The organism is Bacteroidales bacterium (assembly GCA_041671145.1).
Classification (GTDB): Bacteria; Bacteroidota; Bacteroidia; order Bacteroidales; family JAHJDW01; genus JAQUPB01.
The window spans coordinates 41,244-58,892 of the sequence record JBAZBZ010000003.1 but is presented as its reverse complement, the minus strand read 5'-3'; the positions used below and the strand labels follow the sequence as shown (position 1 = coordinate 58,892).

The following is a 17,649-nucleotide window of genomic DNA, read 5'->3' as shown; positions in this document are numbered from 1 at the left end:
TTGTAAAGTTTACAACACCGTTTAATTAATTTTTCCTGTGATTTTACCAATTGCAATTACTGATAGATTATACTGATACAACATTTGTAAATAATTACTTTTTATATCCAATGCTTTGTCGAGATTTAAAATATATTCGAGATAATCAATATTTCCGGCTCTGTAACTTTTTCCTGATTGTTCGATGATTAATTCTGATTGCGGAATGGCTATTTTTTCGTAATATTCAATGCTGGTTTTATATTTTAAATATTCTTGTGAAAGAGATTGAAACTCTCCAAAAATCACTGTTTTGTAATATTCATAATTGTTTTGTGAAATCAGCTCATTGATTTTTGATGCTTTGATTTTAGCAGATTGGGAGAAAAATAAAAGTGGAATTGATATACCTGCCTGAATTCCGGTAAAGCGATAACCAGTATGAATATCTTTATTTGACTGGTTAAAATATCCTACAGAATATTCAGGCATTAATTTTAATTTTTCAACTTTTATTTCAATGCTGTTGATTTGAATTTGTTGTTGAAATAGTGCTAAAACCGGATTGTTGGCAATTGCAGAACTATCAGTTATAAAAGTGAATTCAGCTTTCTTCAATTCAGAATCAGATATAGAAATATCCTGCATCTCATTTAACAAAACCTGTAGTTTTTTCTGAAAAATTAAAATGTCAGAATTTGTTTGAGTAAGCAAAGTTTTAACTTCCATCAACTGTGTTTGTGCAGCAATTTTTTCAAGTATGGGGCTTTCGCCTTTTTCAGTTTTAAGTTCAGCAGCTTTATAAAAATTTGCAAAAAGGCTGTCCTGATATTTAAGCAGTTTTAATTTTGAAAGGTAATAAGCAAGACTGAAATAATTTGATTTAACATTATTCACAATCTCTGCCTGTGTCAAGGTTAAACCGATTTCGGAATTTCTAATATTTGCTTCTGCAAGTTTGGATTGTCCGATATTTAAACCGAAATTTGGAAACGATTGAGATATTGTAAAATTATTGTCTTTTACAAGTGAGTTTGTTTGTCCGTAAGTATATTGAACATCTATTTTTCTGAACTTCCAACTTGCAGTTTTTAATTTTTTCTGATACTCAATTTGCAAAGATGCTGATTTGATATTTCCGTTATTTGCCAACGCTTGTTTAATAGCTTCATCTAATGTATATATTTTCTGATTTGCGTTTTGTGCTTGTACAGTATTTGAAAAAACAAATAAACTTCCGATAGTAAAAATTATTAAGATTATCGGTAAAGTAGAAATTATTTGGATTTTTCTTTTCCTTGAAAAAAGAACATACAAAATAGGCAGAACAATTAAAGTTAAAAGGGTTGCTGAAATCAAACCACCGATTACAACTGTAGCAAGTGGTTTTTGAACTTCTGCCCCTGCCGATGTTGAAATTGCCATAGGTAAAAATCCAAGTGAGGCAACGGCTGCCGTCATTATTACAGGGCGAATACGTGCTTTTATACCATGTAGTACACGTTCATAAATATCAATAATTCCCTCGTCTTTTTCGAGCCTGTTAAATTCTGCAATCAACACAATTCCATTTAATACAGCTACGCCAAATAAGGCAATAAATCCAATGCCAGCGGATATGCTGAAATTCATATCACGCAAATACAAAGCAATTACGCCACCAATAGCTGACATTGGAACGGCAGAATAAATTATTAAAGTTTGTTTTATAGAATGAAATGTAAAAAACAATAAAACAAAAATCAATAATAATGCTACAGGTACAGCAACCGAAAGTCGTTTTTTTGCAGCAACAAGGTTTTCAAATTGACCTCCATAAGTAATAAAATAGCCAGAAGGTAATTTTAACTTTTTGTCTAATATAGGACGAATTTCTTCAATGATAGATTGGACATCTCTGTTACGGACATTGAAACTTACAGTAATTCTTCTTTTGGTGCTTTCCCGTGAAACTTGTGCTGTACCTGTTTTAATCTCAACAGATGCCAACTGGTCGAGTGTAATTTGTCCGCCTTTTGGCAAAGGAACATACATACTTTTTATGTATTCAATATCCTGACGGAAATCTTTATCGAACCGCACAACCATGTCGAAGCGTTTTTCTTCGTCATATACCACACCTGCACTACTCCCTGCAAAAGCAGTTTTCAATAAACGATTAATGTCTAAAATATTTAAACCATATTGTGCGATTTTTTTGCGGTCGTATATTACTTGTATCTGCCCTGCTCCGGCGATTTTTTCTACAGTTATTTCTTCCACTCCTGTAACAGGTTTAATTAACTTTTCTATTTCTTCTGCTTTTTGCACAATCGTTTCAAGATTGTCTCCAAATATTTTCACGGCGACATCTTGCTTTGAACCTGTCATTAATTCGTTAAAACGCATTTGAATTGGTTGTTGCAGTGTGAAAACCACACCTTTTAAAACAGATAATTCTTCTTGCATTTTTTCCATCATTTCTTCTCGTGTCTTTGCAGAGACCCAATCTTTTTTGTCTTTCATTACAATGATATAATCGCCTGTTTCCATTGGGGTAGGGTCGTTTGGAATTTCACCTGTGCCGATTTTGCAAATAGCATGTTTTACTTCGGGAAATTTTGTCATTAAAATTTTATTTGCTTTTTCAACAGTTTCAATTGTATTAGACAATGAACCACCTTGTAAGGTTATTACACTAGAGGCAAGATCCCCCTCTTCGAGTTGTGGAATAAATTCACCGCCTAAAGAATTAAACAACAGCAAACTTGAAAAAAATAACACTAAAGAAATTCCCACAACCGTGAGTTTATGCCTAAGCGAAATTTGTAAAAGTGGAGTAAATGCTTTGTTAATTCCACTCATAATTTTATCGGCAATATTTCTTTTATGTTCCGTTTTTTTACTCAAAAACAAAGCAGAAACAACAGGAACATAAGTGAGTGATAAAATTAACGCTCCCAAAATTGCGAAGCTGACTGTTTGTGCCATTGGGCGAAACATTTTGCCTTCTATTCCAACCAAAGCAAGAATTGGTAAATAAACAATTAAAATTATTATTTGACCAAATGTTGCAGAATTCATCATTCTTTTTGCAGCACTTAATACCTCGTTATCCATTTGTTGAGATGTAAGTGCTTTTACCCCGACATGATGCGTTTTGCTTTGTGTTATTCGATGTACAACACTTTCAACGATGATTACAGCACCGTCTACAATCAAACCGAAATCTATTGCTCCTAAGCTCATTAAATTGCCGGAAATTCCAAAGAGATTCATCAGGGAAATTGCAAAAAGCATTGATAGCGGAATTACTGAAGCAACAATAAGTCCGGCTCGTAAGTTACCAAGAAGTAACACCAGAATAAATATTACAATCAGACCGCCTTCAATAAGGTTTTTTGAAACTGTGCCAACGGCACGGTTAACCAAATCTGTGCGGTCGAGAAATGCTTCAATTTCCAATCCCTCGGGAAGTGATTTTTGAATGAGTTTGATTTTTTCTTTAACACCATCAATTACCTGTGATGCGTTTTTTCCTTTGAGCATCATTACCACTCCGCCAACGGCTTCACCAGTAGTATCAACTATAAAAGCACCGTACCGAGGAGCACTTCCGAATTGAACTTTTGCAACATCACTAATTAGAACAGGAATTCCATTTTCAGAAGATTTTACAATAATATTTTCAATATCTTCTATTGTTTTGACAAGCCCTATCCCTCTGATAAAATAAGCATTCGGTTTTTTATCAATATATGCACTGCCTGTATTTTGATTGTTTTTTTTAAGTGCTTCAAAAATCTCTGAAAGAGTAATATTCATACTTCTTAATCTTTCAGGATTTACGGCAATTTCAAACTGCTTCATAAAACCACCGTAACTGTTAACATCAGCGACGCCCGGAGTTCCAAGCATTCCTCGTCTTATAATCCAGTCTTGAATGGTTCGCAGTTCTGTTGGGTTATACTTTTTTTCATATCCATGTTTAACATGCAAAACATATTGATAAATTTCACCCAACCCTGTAGAAATAGGTGCTAATTCAGGCTTAGTTATACCTTCAGGAATTATATCTTCCGCCTCTTTTATCCTTTCGGAAATTTGTTGTCTAGTCAAGTAAATATCAACATTGTCTTTAAAAACAACTGTAACAACAGATAAGCCAAGACGGGAGACAGAGCGTAATTCTACAATGTCTGGAATGTTAGCAACAGAAATTTCAATTGGTGCAGTAATAAATTGCTCAACTTCGTTTGCTGCGAGGGTTGGAGCAATAGATAAAATCTGTACCTGATTATTTGTTATATCGGGCACTGCGTGAATGGGTAATTCTTTCAATGAAAAAATACCCCATACCACAAGGGCAAGAACAAATAAACCAATTATAATTTTGTTCTTTATGGAAAAATTAATAATTTTTTCTATCATAAAACTTTAATTTTAATCAATTCGACAAACAATATAATTTGCTTATCAAATCAAGCATGTTTAATCTGTCAGCTTCTGACAAATAACAAAAGTGAATAATGCAATTTGCATTATAAACACACTTATAACCTGATTTGAGATTGATTAAAATTTTGGCGGCTGCCAAATAGAAAAGATAATGTCTTTTAAAGGAGTTTCTTTGTAAATGCTAACGAATATTATAGGAATTGTTTTAATGGTTTTAATAGTCATCTTTAAAGACGTAATTGTATTTACTTGGCAACAATTGCAAATGCAAAAAGGGGGGCATGTATGACAATCCTGTTCATCGTGGTTTTGATTTGAATTTGCTGATTTATTTACAAATGAAATGTTTCCATTATCCCGACAAGGATATACCAGTATGTTGATAATATAAATTAAAAATATATAACAGAATAATTTCATTTGGTAAAGTTAATACATTATTTTATTTATAACAAAAATAATTTTTGTCTCGTCCTAAAATATGTTTACACAAAAGGGAGTAAAAATCAGGACAAAAAAGTAAAGTTATCTTAGGATTAACAGATTTTGTGGAACACATGGGCTCAAATCAGGGAGCAACAGCATAAGAAAGAAAAACAATAATAAAACTATTGAAAGATGAATCTCAATTGACATTTTTCGTATTCCATTTTTCTGATGTTGAGACATTTTTTAGTTTGCGAAATTTATTTATTAATTGTTATCTGATTTATTAATTTGTCTTGGCTGTAATGCTGAATAAGAATTAACTTTCCCTGCTGGTCGTATATTTCAAATACTCCTTCTTTACAACCTTGATTGTATTTTCCGAGAGACCAAATATTACCATTTTCGTGGAATGATTTATAATAACCATGCAGTTTGCCATTCTTATATGATTCTATTGCTGCAATTTTCCCGTTTTTATAATATTCTTCCCAAATGCCGGTTTTTAATCCCTGTTCATCATATTGTCCTTCTACCAGCAATTTATCCTCTTTTGAGAATTCTTTGTGAATCCTAATCATATATATAAATCCTATTTTACTTGAAATGTTTATTTTACTTACGCATATTTTTTTGTATTCAGATTGTTTTATATTAAAAGTCAATGATAGCCGTGAAGACAGTTATATGTATTTATAATATATTAATATAAACACTTTAAATTTGGCTACAAATCTTAACTGTCTTCACTGAATGGTTTGATAATATTAAACCAAGCCCTGTTCTATCATTGAATTGGCTACTTTCACAAATCCCCCTATATTAGCACCTTTCATATAATTAATATATCCGTTTTGTTCGTTACCATATTTCACGCAGGTATCATGAATGCTTTTCATAATTTGTTTTAATCTTTCGTCAACCTCTTCGGATGTCCATGAAAGATGCAAGCTGTTTTGAGCCATCTCAATACCTGATATTGAAACTCCACCGGCATTAGCTGCTTTGCCTGGAGCATACAATATTTTTGCCTCATGAAATAACTTAATAGCGTCTATTGTACAAGGCATATTCGCTCCTTCAACAACACAAATGGTTTTATTTTTAATAATATTTTGTGCATCTTCTTTTCCCAATTCATTTTGAATTGCACATGGTATTGCAATATCAACTGGAACTTCCCAAGGTCTTTTATTCGGAATAAATTTTACTTTATATTTGTCGGCATACGGCTTTACTATATCCTTATTAGAATATCTCAATTCCAACATAAAATCTATTTTTTCTCCTTTTATTCCGTCAGGGTCATAAATATAACCATCAGGACCAGATATTGTAACAACTTTTGCTCCCAACTCTGTTGCTTTCATAACTGCTCCCCAGGCAACATTACCAAATCCGGAAACAGCAATAGTTTTTCCTTTAACAGTTGTATTTATTTTTTTTAACATTTCTTCTAAAAAATAAATAACACCAAATCCTGTTGCTTCAGGACGTAGCAAGCTACCTCCCCAAGAAGTACCCTTGCCTGTTATTGTACCTGTGAATTCATTTTTAATTTTCCTGTAATGTCCGAACAAATAACCAATCTCTCTACCTCCAACGCCTATATCACCAGCAGGAACATCTAAATTAGGACCTATGTATCTTGACAGTTCCAACATAAAGCATTCGCAAAATTTTCTTATTTCATTATCTGATTTTCCTTTTGGGTCAAAATCAGAGCCGCCTTTAGCACCTCCGAGTGATAACGTAGTTAAGCTATTTTTAAATGTTTGTTCAAAAGCTAAGAATTTAAGTGTATCTAAACTGACAGTTGGATGAAATCTCAATCCTCCTTTATAAGGTCCAATAACACTATTCATCTGAACCCTATATCCTCTGTTTGTTCTAATCTCGCCAGCATCATCTACCCAGTTAACTTTAAACATAATTACTCTTTCGGGTTCAACAATCCTTTCCATTATTTTATGTTTTATGTATATGGTGTTATCATTAATAAATGGGATTACATTTTCCACAAACTCTCTTACGGCTTGATGAAAAGCCAATTCTCCTGGATTTTTGCTTATTATACCTTGCATAAAATCATTAACATTCATCTCGTTTTTCATTTTTTTAATTTTTAATAATTAATTAATTTAATTCATTACAAATAAATTTTATTACAAATACTCTTCACAATACAATTTCGTTTTAGTATCTCTATACATACAATTTGCTTTATTATCACAATTTATATGCAGATTTAAGGGTTTATTGTCAACATAAGATTTCTCTTTTTTGTTAGCAATAAAAATATTTGGAACATTTACGTAATCATCAAATTCTTCGCAATATATTTTAGCTTCTGGATTTGATTGATTAAAAAGACATTTTTCAATATGATTACATGTTGAACAAATGCCGGTTTCGATATTATTATTTGATTGTTTCATAACTTGACCTCCATTAATTTAGTTAATTTATATATAATTATTGTTTACAAATATTCTTCACAATGCCATACAACTCTGTCTGGCGAATACAGCATACAAGTTTTTCGCAAATCACAATTTTTACAAAGTCCAGTGCGGTTTTCCTGTTCTTGTATTTTGTTTTCTTCTTTTTGAATTATAATATTTTTATCTGTCATTTGATTATCTTCTGTGCTAAATTCCTCGCATTGCAAAATATTACCTTTATATGATTGCAGATACATACAAACATTTTCATGAACGCAAGTGGAGCATAAGCTGCTAAGTGTTTTATTTGAAATATTGTTTTCCATGTGTGTTTTTTAATTTTGCTATATGGTTTTCAATGTTTGTGCCAATAAATAAAAAGCAAAAGACAGAATACTCATAAAGCAGCCCAAACAGCATTACAATCAGTAAATTAAAATTAATTATTTATTCTTGGAAGAATAAATCAAAGGCAATAAAAACATACGAAAGGCGGGGAGTTTTGTACCAGTTGGGGAATAATTCCCTATTTGAGATTTTCTGTTTTCGCAGAAATATTTTTAAATTTATCACGCAAAGTTTTTCTATCAATTCCGAGAATTCGTGCAGCTTCAGATTTATTATTATTTACAGAAGCTAAAACATTTGAAATATGTTCGTGTTCTATTTCTAAAAGCGACTTATTAGTATTAGGAGTATGCTTAATGGAAAATCGCATTGAATGAGGCAAGTCGTTTGTTTCTATTTTATTGTTTTCCGACATAATAATTAAATTATTAATCAAACTCTGTAATTCTCTTACATTACCGGGCCAATAATATTTTTTTAATGCATTTATGGTTTTATCACTTAAAACAGGGACTTTACTTTTTCCTAATTCTTTACTATACCGGTTAGCAAAATGGTTAATTAAAAGCAATAAATCATTGCCTCTTTCCCTTAGAGGAGGGATATGAATATTAACAACATTTAAACGATAATATAAATCTTCTCTGAAACTTTCATTTTTTACAAGATACATTAAATCAACGTTTGTTGCAGCAACCACACGTACATCGACTTTAATTGATTTTTTATCTCCTACCATGTAAAATTCTCTCTCTTGCAATACTCTTAATAATTTTGCCTGCATAGAAGGGCTGGTGTTGCTGATCTCATCTAAAAAGATAGTACCTTTGTCAGCTACTTGAAAAAAACCTGCTCGTGTTTCACTTGCCCCTGTATATGCTCCTTTTATATGTCCGAATAATTCGCTTTCTAATAATTCATCGGGTAAAGCGGCACAATTAACAGCAATAAAAGGCATGTTAGAGCGATTGCTTCTGTAATGTATAGCCCGAGCGACAAGTTCTTTCCCCGTTCCGCTTTCACCTGTTATTAATACTGTAGCATTGGTTGAAGAAATTTTTTCAATTATATTAAAAACATGACGCATAGGTTCGGATTCGCCTATAATTCCAAAAATATTACCATGAATATTTTTATTATCTACAAGTAATTTACGAGCAATTAGTTTACTTGAAGCTTTTTGCAATGATTTAAGGAGTTCTTCTTCCGTAAAAGGTTTTATTAAATATTCTTCTGCACCGGATTTTATTGAATCAATAGCAGTTTCTATTGAAGGATATCCTGTTATAACCAATACTTCCGTATTCTTATAATTGTCTCTGACAAATTTTACAAGATGTATTCCATCAATTTCGGGCATTCGCAAGTCAGTAATAACAATGTCTATCGGTATTGTTTTTAATCTTTGTATTGCATCAGTAACATTTGTTGCTTTATATACGTGGTAACCTTTATTGAAGTTATCTAAATTGCGTTTGAGCAATTCCAATGTTTCTATGGAGTCATCAACAATTAAAATTGTCTTAGGACTTTTTATATCTGGGTTATTCATATCAATTGATTTATATAGAAAATTCAATTTCAAACTTTGTTCCAATACCTTCTTTGCTTTTTACATTTATTTTCCCTTTGTGGTTAAAAACTATTCCATGAACGACAGATAATCCAAGTCCTGTTCCTTTACCAGTTGCTTTAGTTGTAAAAAAAGGGTCGAAAATATTCTGCATAATTTTTTCAGACATTCCAATTCCAGTATCTTCAATACTCATGAAAACAGATTCTGAATTAAAATATGTGGAGATAGTCAATACTCCTTTTTCCTGCATGGCTTGTATCGCATTAACAACAAGATTAGCTAAGACCTGATTAAGCTGTAGATTATCAGCAAGAATAAAAGGAAGATTATCTGCAAGATGATATAAAATATTTATTTTTTCTTTTTTACACAGAGGTTCAATAAAATACATTTCATCTTTTACAACCTGATTCAAGTTAACTTTATTAAAAACCTGGGGCATCTCTCGCGTGAAATACATAAGCTTTTTTATTATTTCTCTTGCATGTAAAGATGCTTTTATTATTTTCTCAATATCTTGTTTTACTTGCTCACTTAGATTGTCGGTTTTTGTGATGAGCTGAGCAAAGCCAAGAATGCTATTTAGGGGATTATTTAATTCGTGCGCTATACCTGCGGTGAGTTCTCCAATAGTTGCAAGGCGGTCAGCATGCTGTATTTGCGATTGCAATAACTTCATTTGTTCTACTTCTTCTTTTCGTTCAATTATTAAAGCAAGTTTTTGGGCAATAGCTTTTATTAGCTTTCTTTCTTCTTTAAGAAATGGACCTTCGTCAGCATCAGGCATTGCTTTGATATAAAAAACCTCAACATATCCTCTTTGTTGTCCTTTGATGATTATTTTTTCCGATTGTTTGAAAGGTAAATCCTGAAATTCGACAGAGTTAAAATGATTGTTGTCTAAAGTTATTCTTGCAACGGTGTATTCAGGATATTGCCAAGCAGATGGTATCAATTTCAAGATATTCTCTAAAAGTTCATTTAAAGATAATTTTTCTTGATGAGCTATTTCAGAAATACCGTAAAGACAGCTAAGTTCTTTGACTCGCTCATGCAATGCTGTTTCGATGGAATGTAAATTATTTTTTTGTTTCATTATTAATGAATTTTCAAATACAAAGTTAGATTTTTATTTGAAATTTTTTATAGTTTGGAAAATTTGACTTTTGGGGTTCTTTAAGCAGATTCTAAAATGTGCTTGACATCTAATGTTTTTCATTTTACAAAAGCTGATGCCATCTGCTCTTGTTCTTCTTTAGAGATTTTCATTTTTTTTGCTAAGGTGTGCCAATTGTCTACGGATTTCTTTACAATTAAAATTATTTCTTCAGCTCTTTTTTTATTAACGCGAAAAAATTCTGCAACCTCTAAAGCTAAATTCAAATCAAGCGAATTATCGTTCTCAGAAATATTAAGTGATAAGCCAGTTCCTGATTCATTAGGATTAATATCAAATGCCGGCGAAAGAATCCATCCTTTTTCTGTAAGAATAAAACCGTGATTACGTAAATGGTCGTCTGTGTTAGAAACTGAGATATTAAAAACAATTCTTTTCCAAAGTTCCTCAAGGTCATTATCAACATTTGCTCCATGCTGAATAATAAATTTAGCTAGTTCAAGATAACTTACGCCATCGCTGGCATTTGTGCCATCGTTATATCCTAACATTGTTAGCGCTGATGCAAAATGGATTCTTTCTCCTCTAATAGTTCTGTCAAATCTTTTTGTAAGGTAAGTATGATATTTCCCTGTGAATTTCATGGTTTTGATTTCAGGTACTGTTATTTCTGCTTTTAATGCTAATTCATGAATGATCATTTCCCACATACCAACATCTTTCGTGTCATTTCTGCTTGGAAACTTTGCAATCCATAAATTATTTTTATCATCCAATACCGCTGATTTAGGACGAGCACCTCCCAATGAAGAGCCGGGTGCAATTAACATTTCTAACCATTTTTTATAATTGGGGTCATAAATAGCACCGTCTTTTTCCAATTGCATGCTTGCATATTCTAATTTTTTTAGTGATGTCCAAGGCGGTGAAGCAAGTCGTTCATTATTGTCAAGAAAAGGACTGGCTTCATCAAGCTTGAAACGCAACGCCCCCATTCTATATTCATCAAAAACACCGAGTAAAAAATCTGATTCAAAAAGATTGTTTGCGTTCCTTTTTTCTTCTTTAGCCAACAATGCTTCTCGTCGTTTCATCAATAATCTGCCCCAACGGTCAGGTGATGAATCAAGGAAAACACCAAAATTCTGTTTTCCTTCTTTTGCATATTGTTGTCCTGAATATAACTGAAGGTCAGGGTCAAGAAATTGCGAAAAGCCCGAATTCAGCCATTCTTTCGTGTATTCGAAAGAGAAAATTTCGTTATTGCGATAGTGAGTTGCATGAAGCACTCCCATTAAAGCAGGATTCTTCATGCCTTTCCAATGTGCATAAACAAATATTTTTCTATGTTGTTCCTTCTTCATTTTATTTTATTATTTTATTTTTGGAGCACGTTCTTTAACAATTAATTCAGCATCTTGGAGTTTTCTCCCTAATACATCATCTGTAGCCACTTTTAACAAATCTTTCTCAAGCCCAAGCACAAAAAGTACTAGTAAATAAGTTCCTATGGCAACACTTGGAGAACCTTTTTCAACACGCCATAGCGTCGACATACCGATATTAGCTCTTTCGGAAATCTGTTGAGCACTGAGTTTTCTACGTAAACGAGCTAACTTCAAATTTTCACCAAATTCACTAAGGATTTTTAGGGTTTCGGGTAGTAATATATGTTTCTTGTTTTTCATAATATTTCATATTTGACACAAAAATAAGCAAAACATTTCAAATATACAATGTTATCTAAAATCTTTTTATTAAAAAAAAGAAGGATTCTTGTTGTTATTATTTTAAATTTTCTACAAAAAAGTGAACATGCCAACTTTACGGGGTTTCGATAGAACCATGGACACACAGATAAATAAACTGTGTGTCCCTAATTTTTAAAACATTGAATTTCTATTTTTTATAAAACGAGGTGAAGAGCAAGGTGAAGTAAAAGTGAAAAAATGAGGTGAAGAATTTTTATTAAAAAAAATAATTTTAAAAAAATAAAAAAGTCAAAATGCTTATCATTTGTACATTTTTATTTGCATCCATTATACCCGAACAAGTGCCCCACAGTTAAAAAAACTGTGGGGCACTTGTTATTTTCCTTATTTACAATGCTTAACCCATAACTCCGCAACCGATTTACGTAATATGTAAATTTAATTTTTCAAGCAAGGCATTAACAGGTTTGGTTATCTCGGCAAGTCGCCAGCAATCGTTGATTTTTACTTTTTTAATTCTATGAGTAAATTTCAGAAAATCAGTGACAGAATATTTTTTCAAAAGTTTTTGTTCTAATAGTTTCTGGTAGATAGTATAGTATAATTGAAGTGCAATATGATTAACAAGCATCCATCCTTCTAATGCTTCGTTATTTTGCATATAAGTTCTGTCTGCGTCAATAGTGTTTTTCAATGCATCAAACATTGTTTCTATGTTTGTTCTTGATTTATATTCAATATAAATATCTTCGGCGGTCTTAGTATTATTCGGTTCTGTCAATAAAGCCAATGTTCCAAAATGCTGTTGTTTTTCATAAAAAGTTTCAATTGTATAATTTTCCTTTTTTGCTTCTACTCGTTTTAAATAATCTTTTTCCTCTGCTATTTTCAGCTCTTGATTTAAATATAGCGTTACATTTTCCGTTTTTTTGTACCAAATTATTTTTTCATTGAAAGTAAAATAACCGTCCCACATCTTTTTGTTTGTTGTATTGTTTGCCGGATAATGTATCAGAGATGATACTCTTTGTAAAGGAATGATATGTTTTAATTTTGCTTCATTTAAAATTTCAATATTTTTTTTTGAATAAAATCCTTTGTCAGCTATTAAAACCACATTACTTAATCTACATTCTTGCATTGTTAGTGTAAATGCTTTTACATCTCTTATGTTACCGGGTAACAAACGATAGTATATTGGCTCATGCTGTTTGGCGGAAAACAGGTACATCAAATTTACCTGTGGTTCAAATGTCATGGAGTTATTATACCCAATTTGCGACCCTTCTATATTACGTGAGTGGGTAAGAATATGTGTCATATCTAATAATATTTTTTCTCCTTCGCTAGTGAAATGTTTTTGGTAGTTCATTATTTTTTCTCTATTGCAGCCAACCCTTCTTAATAGTTGACTAACACTTTTATCTGAAATTTTAATATCTTTCCATTCTTCACTCAAAAACGAATGCGTGAAATATATTGGTATATTTTTTATTGGTGCTTGTTCTGTCAAACGAAAAAACGCATATATAAATAAAAGTTTTGCATCTTCCCCAAACTCAAGTTCCAATGCTTTAATATGCTTTGATGCTAATCGCCTAACCAATTCTTGTGAACCAAATTCTTTTGTGCTTAACCTATCAATTATAACAGGTTGCTCCGCTTTTTTTCTTAATTTATTTTTTGAGGATTCTACAAATCCCTTTTCTTCAGTTATTCTTCCTAAAAGTTTCCCTGTGATTTTTTTTGATCTTTTAAGAGTAGCATCATATTTACTGCTTACTTCATACAAGTAGTACTTGTTGTTTATATGCCTAAGCTCTGTGCCTGGCTTTCTGTGCAGTACCACCCACTCGGGATGTACTGATTTCCTTTTTGTTTTATTTTTCGTCATATCTATTTACGTATTTACGTAATGCAAATTAACAATAAAAAATGTTAGCAATCAACTTATATTGCTAACATTTTATTAACATATTACGTATTTATGTTGCGGAGTTATAGCTTAACGCTTGATAAACAGCATATTGCCCCGCAATTTATGAGTATTCTTAAACAAACCTGATTTACTGACAGTTAGCTGTTTACGAGGGTGCATTTCGAGGATTTTTGACGCTTTTCTGTGCTTTTTGATACATTTCTGCACATTCAAAACGAAAAAAAATCTAAAGTACTGTTTATTTAAAATTAACTTCCCGTAAATTTTTCATCAATTCTCTATAAACGCCGTCAAAATCCGGCAAATTGTGAATCTGATTACCTAAATATTTTTCCCACATTCCTTTAAATTTGTGCTCTTTCTCATTAATTTTATCAATGAGGTTCTCATGATTAAAATTTTTATGAGATAATTTTCTTTTAAATTCATTTGAATAATCAATAATCTTCAAGCTACCAAATTCAAATAAATACCACAAATCATAAATATCTCTTGGCTGAGTGCGTTCCATCAATGAACGCATTTTTTCGATTAATACTTCCTGCTTTTGATAACACTTAATTGAAAAATCTTTTTCTAAATCTGAATACACTCTGAATATTGACTTATCCTGTTCTTTAAAACATAATAATTCGTTTCTTGTAAAATCAATTTTTAAATCTTTTTTTCCAAATGTGCCACCAAGCGGTCCTCCATAAGCAATATAAAAATTAACATTACCGGATTCAAAATTTGTTTCAGGATTTCTTTTTAGCGGAATATTGGCTTCTTCCAATACAAACTCAAAAAGATTTTCAAACTCAGAAAATAAATTTTCGTTATCAATTTTGTCATTTTTCAGAGTAAAATCCAAATCTTCAGAATATCTGTAATCTTTGAAATATGCCTTCTTTATAACAGTGCCACCTTTAAAAATAAGATTTTCATGTAAAAATTTATTTCGAGAAATACCATAAAGAATCCACGTGATTACATAATCTTTTTCTATTTGACCATCCTTTACTTTATTAATGGCAGCATGCTTCTGAATTTCACCGGGCTTAATCATAATTTAATTTTTCATTGAAGATTTAATAGTTTCTATATCCATATTTTGTTGCACACTCCATCTGGTCAATATTTTTCCATCGCTATTTAAGGAAGGATCAAGAGGCACAAATGAATTAGTTTTTAATTTTAATAACTTTTCAATTATAGGATTTTTTATTCCCAGTAATTCCAGCAGATATCCCAAACGCTTTATTACTGCCTGACTATCGAATTTAATTAAATAATCATAAAGTTTTTTAAAATTAATTTTATCTTTTGACTTATATATTGCTTTTGCTATTTCTGTTATTCCACCACCATGCATGGGAATGAAAAGGCAATCAATAATTGTTTTTTCCAAATCACTGCATTTAACTTTTGTGAAATTATCAATCCATATATTTTTTGCACCGAAAAAATGTTTTTTGTTATGATAAATTAATTCAAATTCAATATTTTTAACAGAAATAATTTTCTTTTCATTTTTTTTATTTATTACAATTTGCTCTTTTAACAAAGGTTGAGTTGTAAGATTATAAATAGAAAGAGCGCTAAAATAACCGATATAAAAATTATTAGTGTCAATCAAATGCATTGCTGTTAAATGCCAGTCGGGTTGATATGTCTTGGGATCTTTGTCATACGGAATAATATGATACAGACCATTTCTAATTCTCATTAACAATCCTCTTTCTACCATGATACTTAGAAGTTTTCTTAAAGTATCATCAGAAGAATCTTTTAAAATCGCAGAAGCATCGGCAATAGTGAAGAATTGCTTATCCGTTTCATTAAATTTATTTAAAAGAATAGCAGAAGGTGTACCTAATGTCTTATGTTTTGTCATTTGAATATGAATTGGTATATCACATTATAAATATAAAACATAACAAAAATACAACAAATTTATTAAACAAGCAAAAAATGAAATCTATTTTGGTGAAATTAAAATAAATTCTTTTTGTATAAATAATAAAATTACAAAACATACATTTTTCTTTTGTGTACATGCTCTTTTCCTAAAAGAGCTAACTAAATCTGATTATATAATTATTGGCACTTCAGTAGTGTATATTCAAATCTGAACCAAGCCGGTTCAGAACTTCTAATTCTGAAACAAATTGTTTCGGAATTTCCAAAACTGAATCAGGTTGTTTCAGTTTTTGCGACCATTTTAAAAAAATCATGGACCCACAGATAAATAAACTGTGGGTCCAGACCTATCACTTTGCTGATAAGGCAAGGCGTTTACGAAGCTACCCATTGACCCAGAATTTATGAGTCTAATGACTTATATCTGATTTACTGATAGTTAGCTGTTTAGCCCCGTGCATTTCGAGGCCTTTTGATGCTTTTCTGTGCTTTTTGATACATTTCTGCACCTTTTTCTGCACCTCATTTCCGCACCTCAAAAGAAAAGAAAAAATTATTAATCTTAACAGATAAAAATCATTTATAAATAAATTAAAATCAGCTTTAAATCAACAATTAAATATTTTTCTTTGAAGGCAGAATTATAATTAATTTTACAATTCTAATAAAATTAATTTATGAAAAACACTTCTAACGCATATTTCATAAAAGAAATAATTAATAAAAATGAATTTGCAGAACCATTTAATGATAGTTTTGATTTAAAATTATTTATAAATGAAATAAAAGAATATTTAAAAAAGTCAAAAGATTTAAAAGATGAATGTAATAAGAGTTCCGCTGATAGTGTTGATGCAATAATTTTACTTAATATAGTTCATAATGATTTGTCACGAAAAATTGAAGATTTAATTGAAAAAATAGATTTACCCAACATAGAACTTATAAATTATATTTTAGCCATTACTAATAGTAATTTTTTTATCATAAGCAATGAAATAATCAATCAAAACAAAAAAGAAAAAACAAATTCAATAAGTAACAATGATGATTTATCACAAATAAAATTAAAAGACATATATGGTGCAGAAGTAGATGTTGTCAGTGCTAACGATGATTCAATTGACACATGTAATGAATTAATAAGAAAAATTATATCATACAATTATACGACAAAGACAAACCAACAAATTAATGAAGAACGAATCACTAATATTTTTAAAATTTTCCATTTAGCAAATATTCTAACAAATATAAAAAATGCATATAATTATTACAAATACGAATTCGGAGAGCTAACGAAAGGTAATGATGAAGAAATAAAAATTAAAAATATTCCTGAAATTTATTATTATTTTAAACTCGCAGGTATAGATAGGACAAGAAATATTATTCGTGAAAATGCTTACTACGGCAAGAAAATTTAAAATGTTTGAGCAGGATTTAGAAAGTAGGCAAGACGAAATTGATAAAATAAGAAAAAAAGATAATGCCAAAACCATTGAAAGATAAGGAAAAACAAATTTTTTCCGCACTCCGCTATTTTCTGGCACTAAAAGGGGGCTAAAAAAACAAACGCCGAATCTGCTAAAACCTTTTACAGTCGTGCATCTCGGCGTTTGTGGGCCCACCTGGGCTCGAACCAGGGACCCACAGATTATGAGTCTACCAACTTAAACCTGATTTACTGATAGTTAGCAATTTACCCCTGTGCATTTTGATACATTTTGATGCTTTTCTGTGCTTTTTGATACATTTCTGCACCTCGA

The 17,649-nt window shown here is 31.1% G+C and carries 14 protein-coding genes and 1 tRNA gene; 1 reads left to right on the top strand and 14 read right to left on the bottom strand.

Annotated features, from left to right (window positions below; translation table 11 throughout):
• Positions 1 to 21: 21 nt before the first annotated feature.
• From WC223_01635 to WC223_01575, 13 genes are all read right to left on the bottom strand, one after another.
• Positions 22 to 4,389 (bottom strand): CusA/CzcA family heavy metal efflux RND transporter, encoded by a 4,368-nt coding sequence (locus WC223_01635; GenBank protein ID MFA6922930.1) that lies wholly within the window; start codon positions 4,387 to 4,389, stop codon positions 22 to 24.
• Positions 4,390 to 4,533: 144 nt separating this feature from the next.
• A complete protein-coding gene (locus tag WC223_01630) occupies positions 4,534 to 4,836 on the bottom strand; it encodes a DUF6660 family protein (GenBank protein ID MFA6922929.1) in 303 nt (100 codons plus the stop codon).
• Between the two features lie 266 nt (positions 4,837 to 5,102).
• Positions 5,103 to 5,423 carry a hypothetical protein gene (locus WC223_01625; protein ID MFA6922928.1) on the bottom strand — a complete coding sequence of 107 codons (321 nt, stop codon included), beginning with the start codon at positions 5,421 to 5,423 and terminating at the stop codon, positions 5,103 to 5,105.
• Between the two features lie 186 nt (positions 5,424 to 5,609).
• Positions 5,610 to 6,944 carry an NADP-specific glutamate dehydrogenase gene (gdhA, locus tag WC223_01620; protein ID MFA6922927.1) on the bottom strand — a complete coding sequence of 445 codons (1,335 nt, stop codon included), beginning with the start codon at positions 6,942 to 6,944 and terminating at the stop codon, positions 5,610 to 5,612.
• 63 nt (positions 6,945 to 7,007) lie between these two features.
• Positions 7,008 to 7,280, bottom strand: coding sequence for a hypothetical protein (locus tag WC223_01615; GenBank protein ID MFA6922926.1), 273 nt, complete (start codon positions 7,278 to 7,280; stop codon positions 7,008 to 7,010).
• A 44-nt stretch (positions 7,281 to 7,324) separates the two neighbouring features.
• Positions 7,325 to 7,612 (bottom strand): hypothetical protein, encoded by a 288-nt coding sequence (locus tag WC223_01610; GenBank protein ID MFA6922925.1) that lies wholly within the window; start codon positions 7,610 to 7,612, stop codon positions 7,325 to 7,327.
• A 200-nt stretch (positions 7,613 to 7,812) separates the two neighbouring features.
• Positions 7,813 to 9,186 carry a sigma-54 dependent transcriptional regulator gene (locus WC223_01605; GenBank protein MFA6922924.1) on the bottom strand — a complete coding sequence of 458 codons (1,374 nt, stop codon included), beginning with the start codon at positions 9,184 to 9,186 and terminating at the stop codon, positions 7,813 to 7,815.
• Between the two features lie 10 nt (positions 9,187 to 9,196).
• Positions 9,197 to 10,306, bottom strand: coding sequence for an ATP-binding protein (locus tag WC223_01600; GenBank protein ID MFA6922923.1), 1,110 nt, complete (start codon positions 10,304 to 10,306; stop codon positions 9,197 to 9,199).
• 119 nt (positions 10,307 to 10,425) lie between these two features.
• Positions 10,426 to 11,691 carry a HipA domain-containing protein gene (locus tag WC223_01595; protein MFA6922922.1) on the bottom strand — a complete coding sequence of 422 codons (1,266 nt, stop codon included), beginning with the start codon at positions 11,689 to 11,691 and terminating at the stop codon, positions 10,426 to 10,428.
• A gap of 9 nt (positions 11,692 to 11,700) precedes the next feature.
• Positions 11,701 to 12,015, bottom strand: coding sequence for a helix-turn-helix transcriptional regulator (locus WC223_01590; GenBank protein MFA6922921.1), 315 nt, complete (start codon positions 12,013 to 12,015; stop codon positions 11,701 to 11,703).
• Between the two features lie 445 nt (positions 12,016 to 12,460).
• On the bottom strand, positions 12,461 to 13,933 hold the full coding sequence (locus WC223_01585; GenBank protein MFA6922920.1) for a transposase: 1,473 nt from the start codon (positions 13,931 to 13,933) through the stop codon (positions 12,461 to 12,463).
• A gap of 283 nt (positions 13,934 to 14,216) precedes the next feature.
• Complete coding sequence (locus WC223_01580; GenBank protein MFA6922919.1) at positions 14,217 to 15,026, bottom strand: nucleotidyl transferase AbiEii/AbiGii toxin family protein; 810 nt, start codon at positions 15,024 to 15,026, stop codon at positions 14,217 to 14,219.
• 3 nt (positions 15,027 to 15,029) lie between these two features.
• Positions 15,030 to 15,854 carry a type IV toxin-antitoxin system AbiEi family antitoxin gene (locus WC223_01575; protein ID MFA6922918.1) on the bottom strand — a complete coding sequence of 275 codons (825 nt, stop codon included), beginning with the start codon at positions 15,852 to 15,854 and terminating at the stop codon, positions 15,030 to 15,032.
• A 703-nt stretch (positions 15,855 to 16,557) separates the two neighbouring features.
• Here WC223_01575 and WC223_01570 point away from each other — a divergent pair.
• Positions 16,558 to 17,307 (top strand): hypothetical protein, encoded by a 750-nt coding sequence (locus tag WC223_01570; GenBank protein ID MFA6922917.1) that lies wholly within the window; start codon positions 16,558 to 16,560, stop codon positions 17,305 to 17,307.
• 195 nt (positions 17,308 to 17,502) lie between these two features.
• Here the strand turns inward: WC223_01570 and WC223_01565 are convergent.
• Positions 17,503 to 17,568: transfer RNA gene (locus tag WC223_01565), tRNA-Met, on the bottom strand.
• Positions 17,569 to 17,649 lie beyond the last annotated feature (81 nt).

Coding starts and splice junctions, on each gene's coding strand:
- WC223_01605 (MFA6922924.1), bottom strand. CDS start 9,186: ATGAATAACCCAGATATAAAAAGTCCTAAGACAATTTTAATTGTTGAT.
- WC223_01595 (MFA6922922.1), bottom strand. CDS start 11,691: ATGAAGAAGGAACAACATAGAAAAATATTTGTTTATGCACATTGGAAA.
- WC223_01610 (MFA6922925.1), bottom strand. CDS start 7,612: ATGGAAAACAATATTTCAAATAAAACACTTAGCAGCTTATGCTCCACT.
- WC223_01585 (MFA6922920.1), bottom strand. CDS start 13,933: ATGACGAAAAATAAAACAAAAAGGAAATCAGTACATCCCGAGTGGGTG.
- WC223_01570 (MFA6922917.1), top strand. CDS start 16,558: ATGAAAAACACTTCTAACGCATATTTCATAAAAGAAATAATTAATAAA.
- WC223_01635 (MFA6922930.1), bottom strand. CDS start 4,389: ATGATAGAAAAAATTATTAATTTTTCCATAAAGAACAAAATTATAATT.
- WC223_01590 (MFA6922921.1), bottom strand. CDS start 12,015: ATGAAAAACAAGAAACATATATTACTACCCGAAACCCTAAAAATCCTT.
- WC223_01625 (MFA6922928.1), bottom strand. CDS start 5,423: ATGATTAGGATTCACAAAGAATTCTCAAAAGAGGATAAATTGCTGGTA.
- WC223_01575 (MFA6922918.1), bottom strand. CDS start 15,854: ATGACAAAACATAAGACATTAGGTACACCTTCTGCTATTCTTTTAAAT.
- WC223_01615 (MFA6922926.1), bottom strand. CDS start 7,280: ATGAAACAATCAAATAATAATATCGAAACCGGCATTTGTTCAACATGT.
- WC223_01630 (MFA6922929.1), bottom strand. CDS start 4,836: ATGAAATTATTCTGTTATATATTTTTAATTTATATTATCAACATACTG.
- WC223_01580 (MFA6922919.1), bottom strand. CDS start 15,026: ATGATTAAGCCCGGTGAAATTCAGAAGCATGCTGCCATTAATAAAGTA.
- WC223_01600 (MFA6922923.1), bottom strand. CDS start 10,306: ATGAAACAAAAAAATAATTTACATTCCATCGAAACAGCATTGCATGAG.
- gdhA (MFA6922927.1), bottom strand. CDS start 6,944: ATGAATGTTAATGATTTTATGCAAGGTATAATAAGCAAAAATCCAGGA.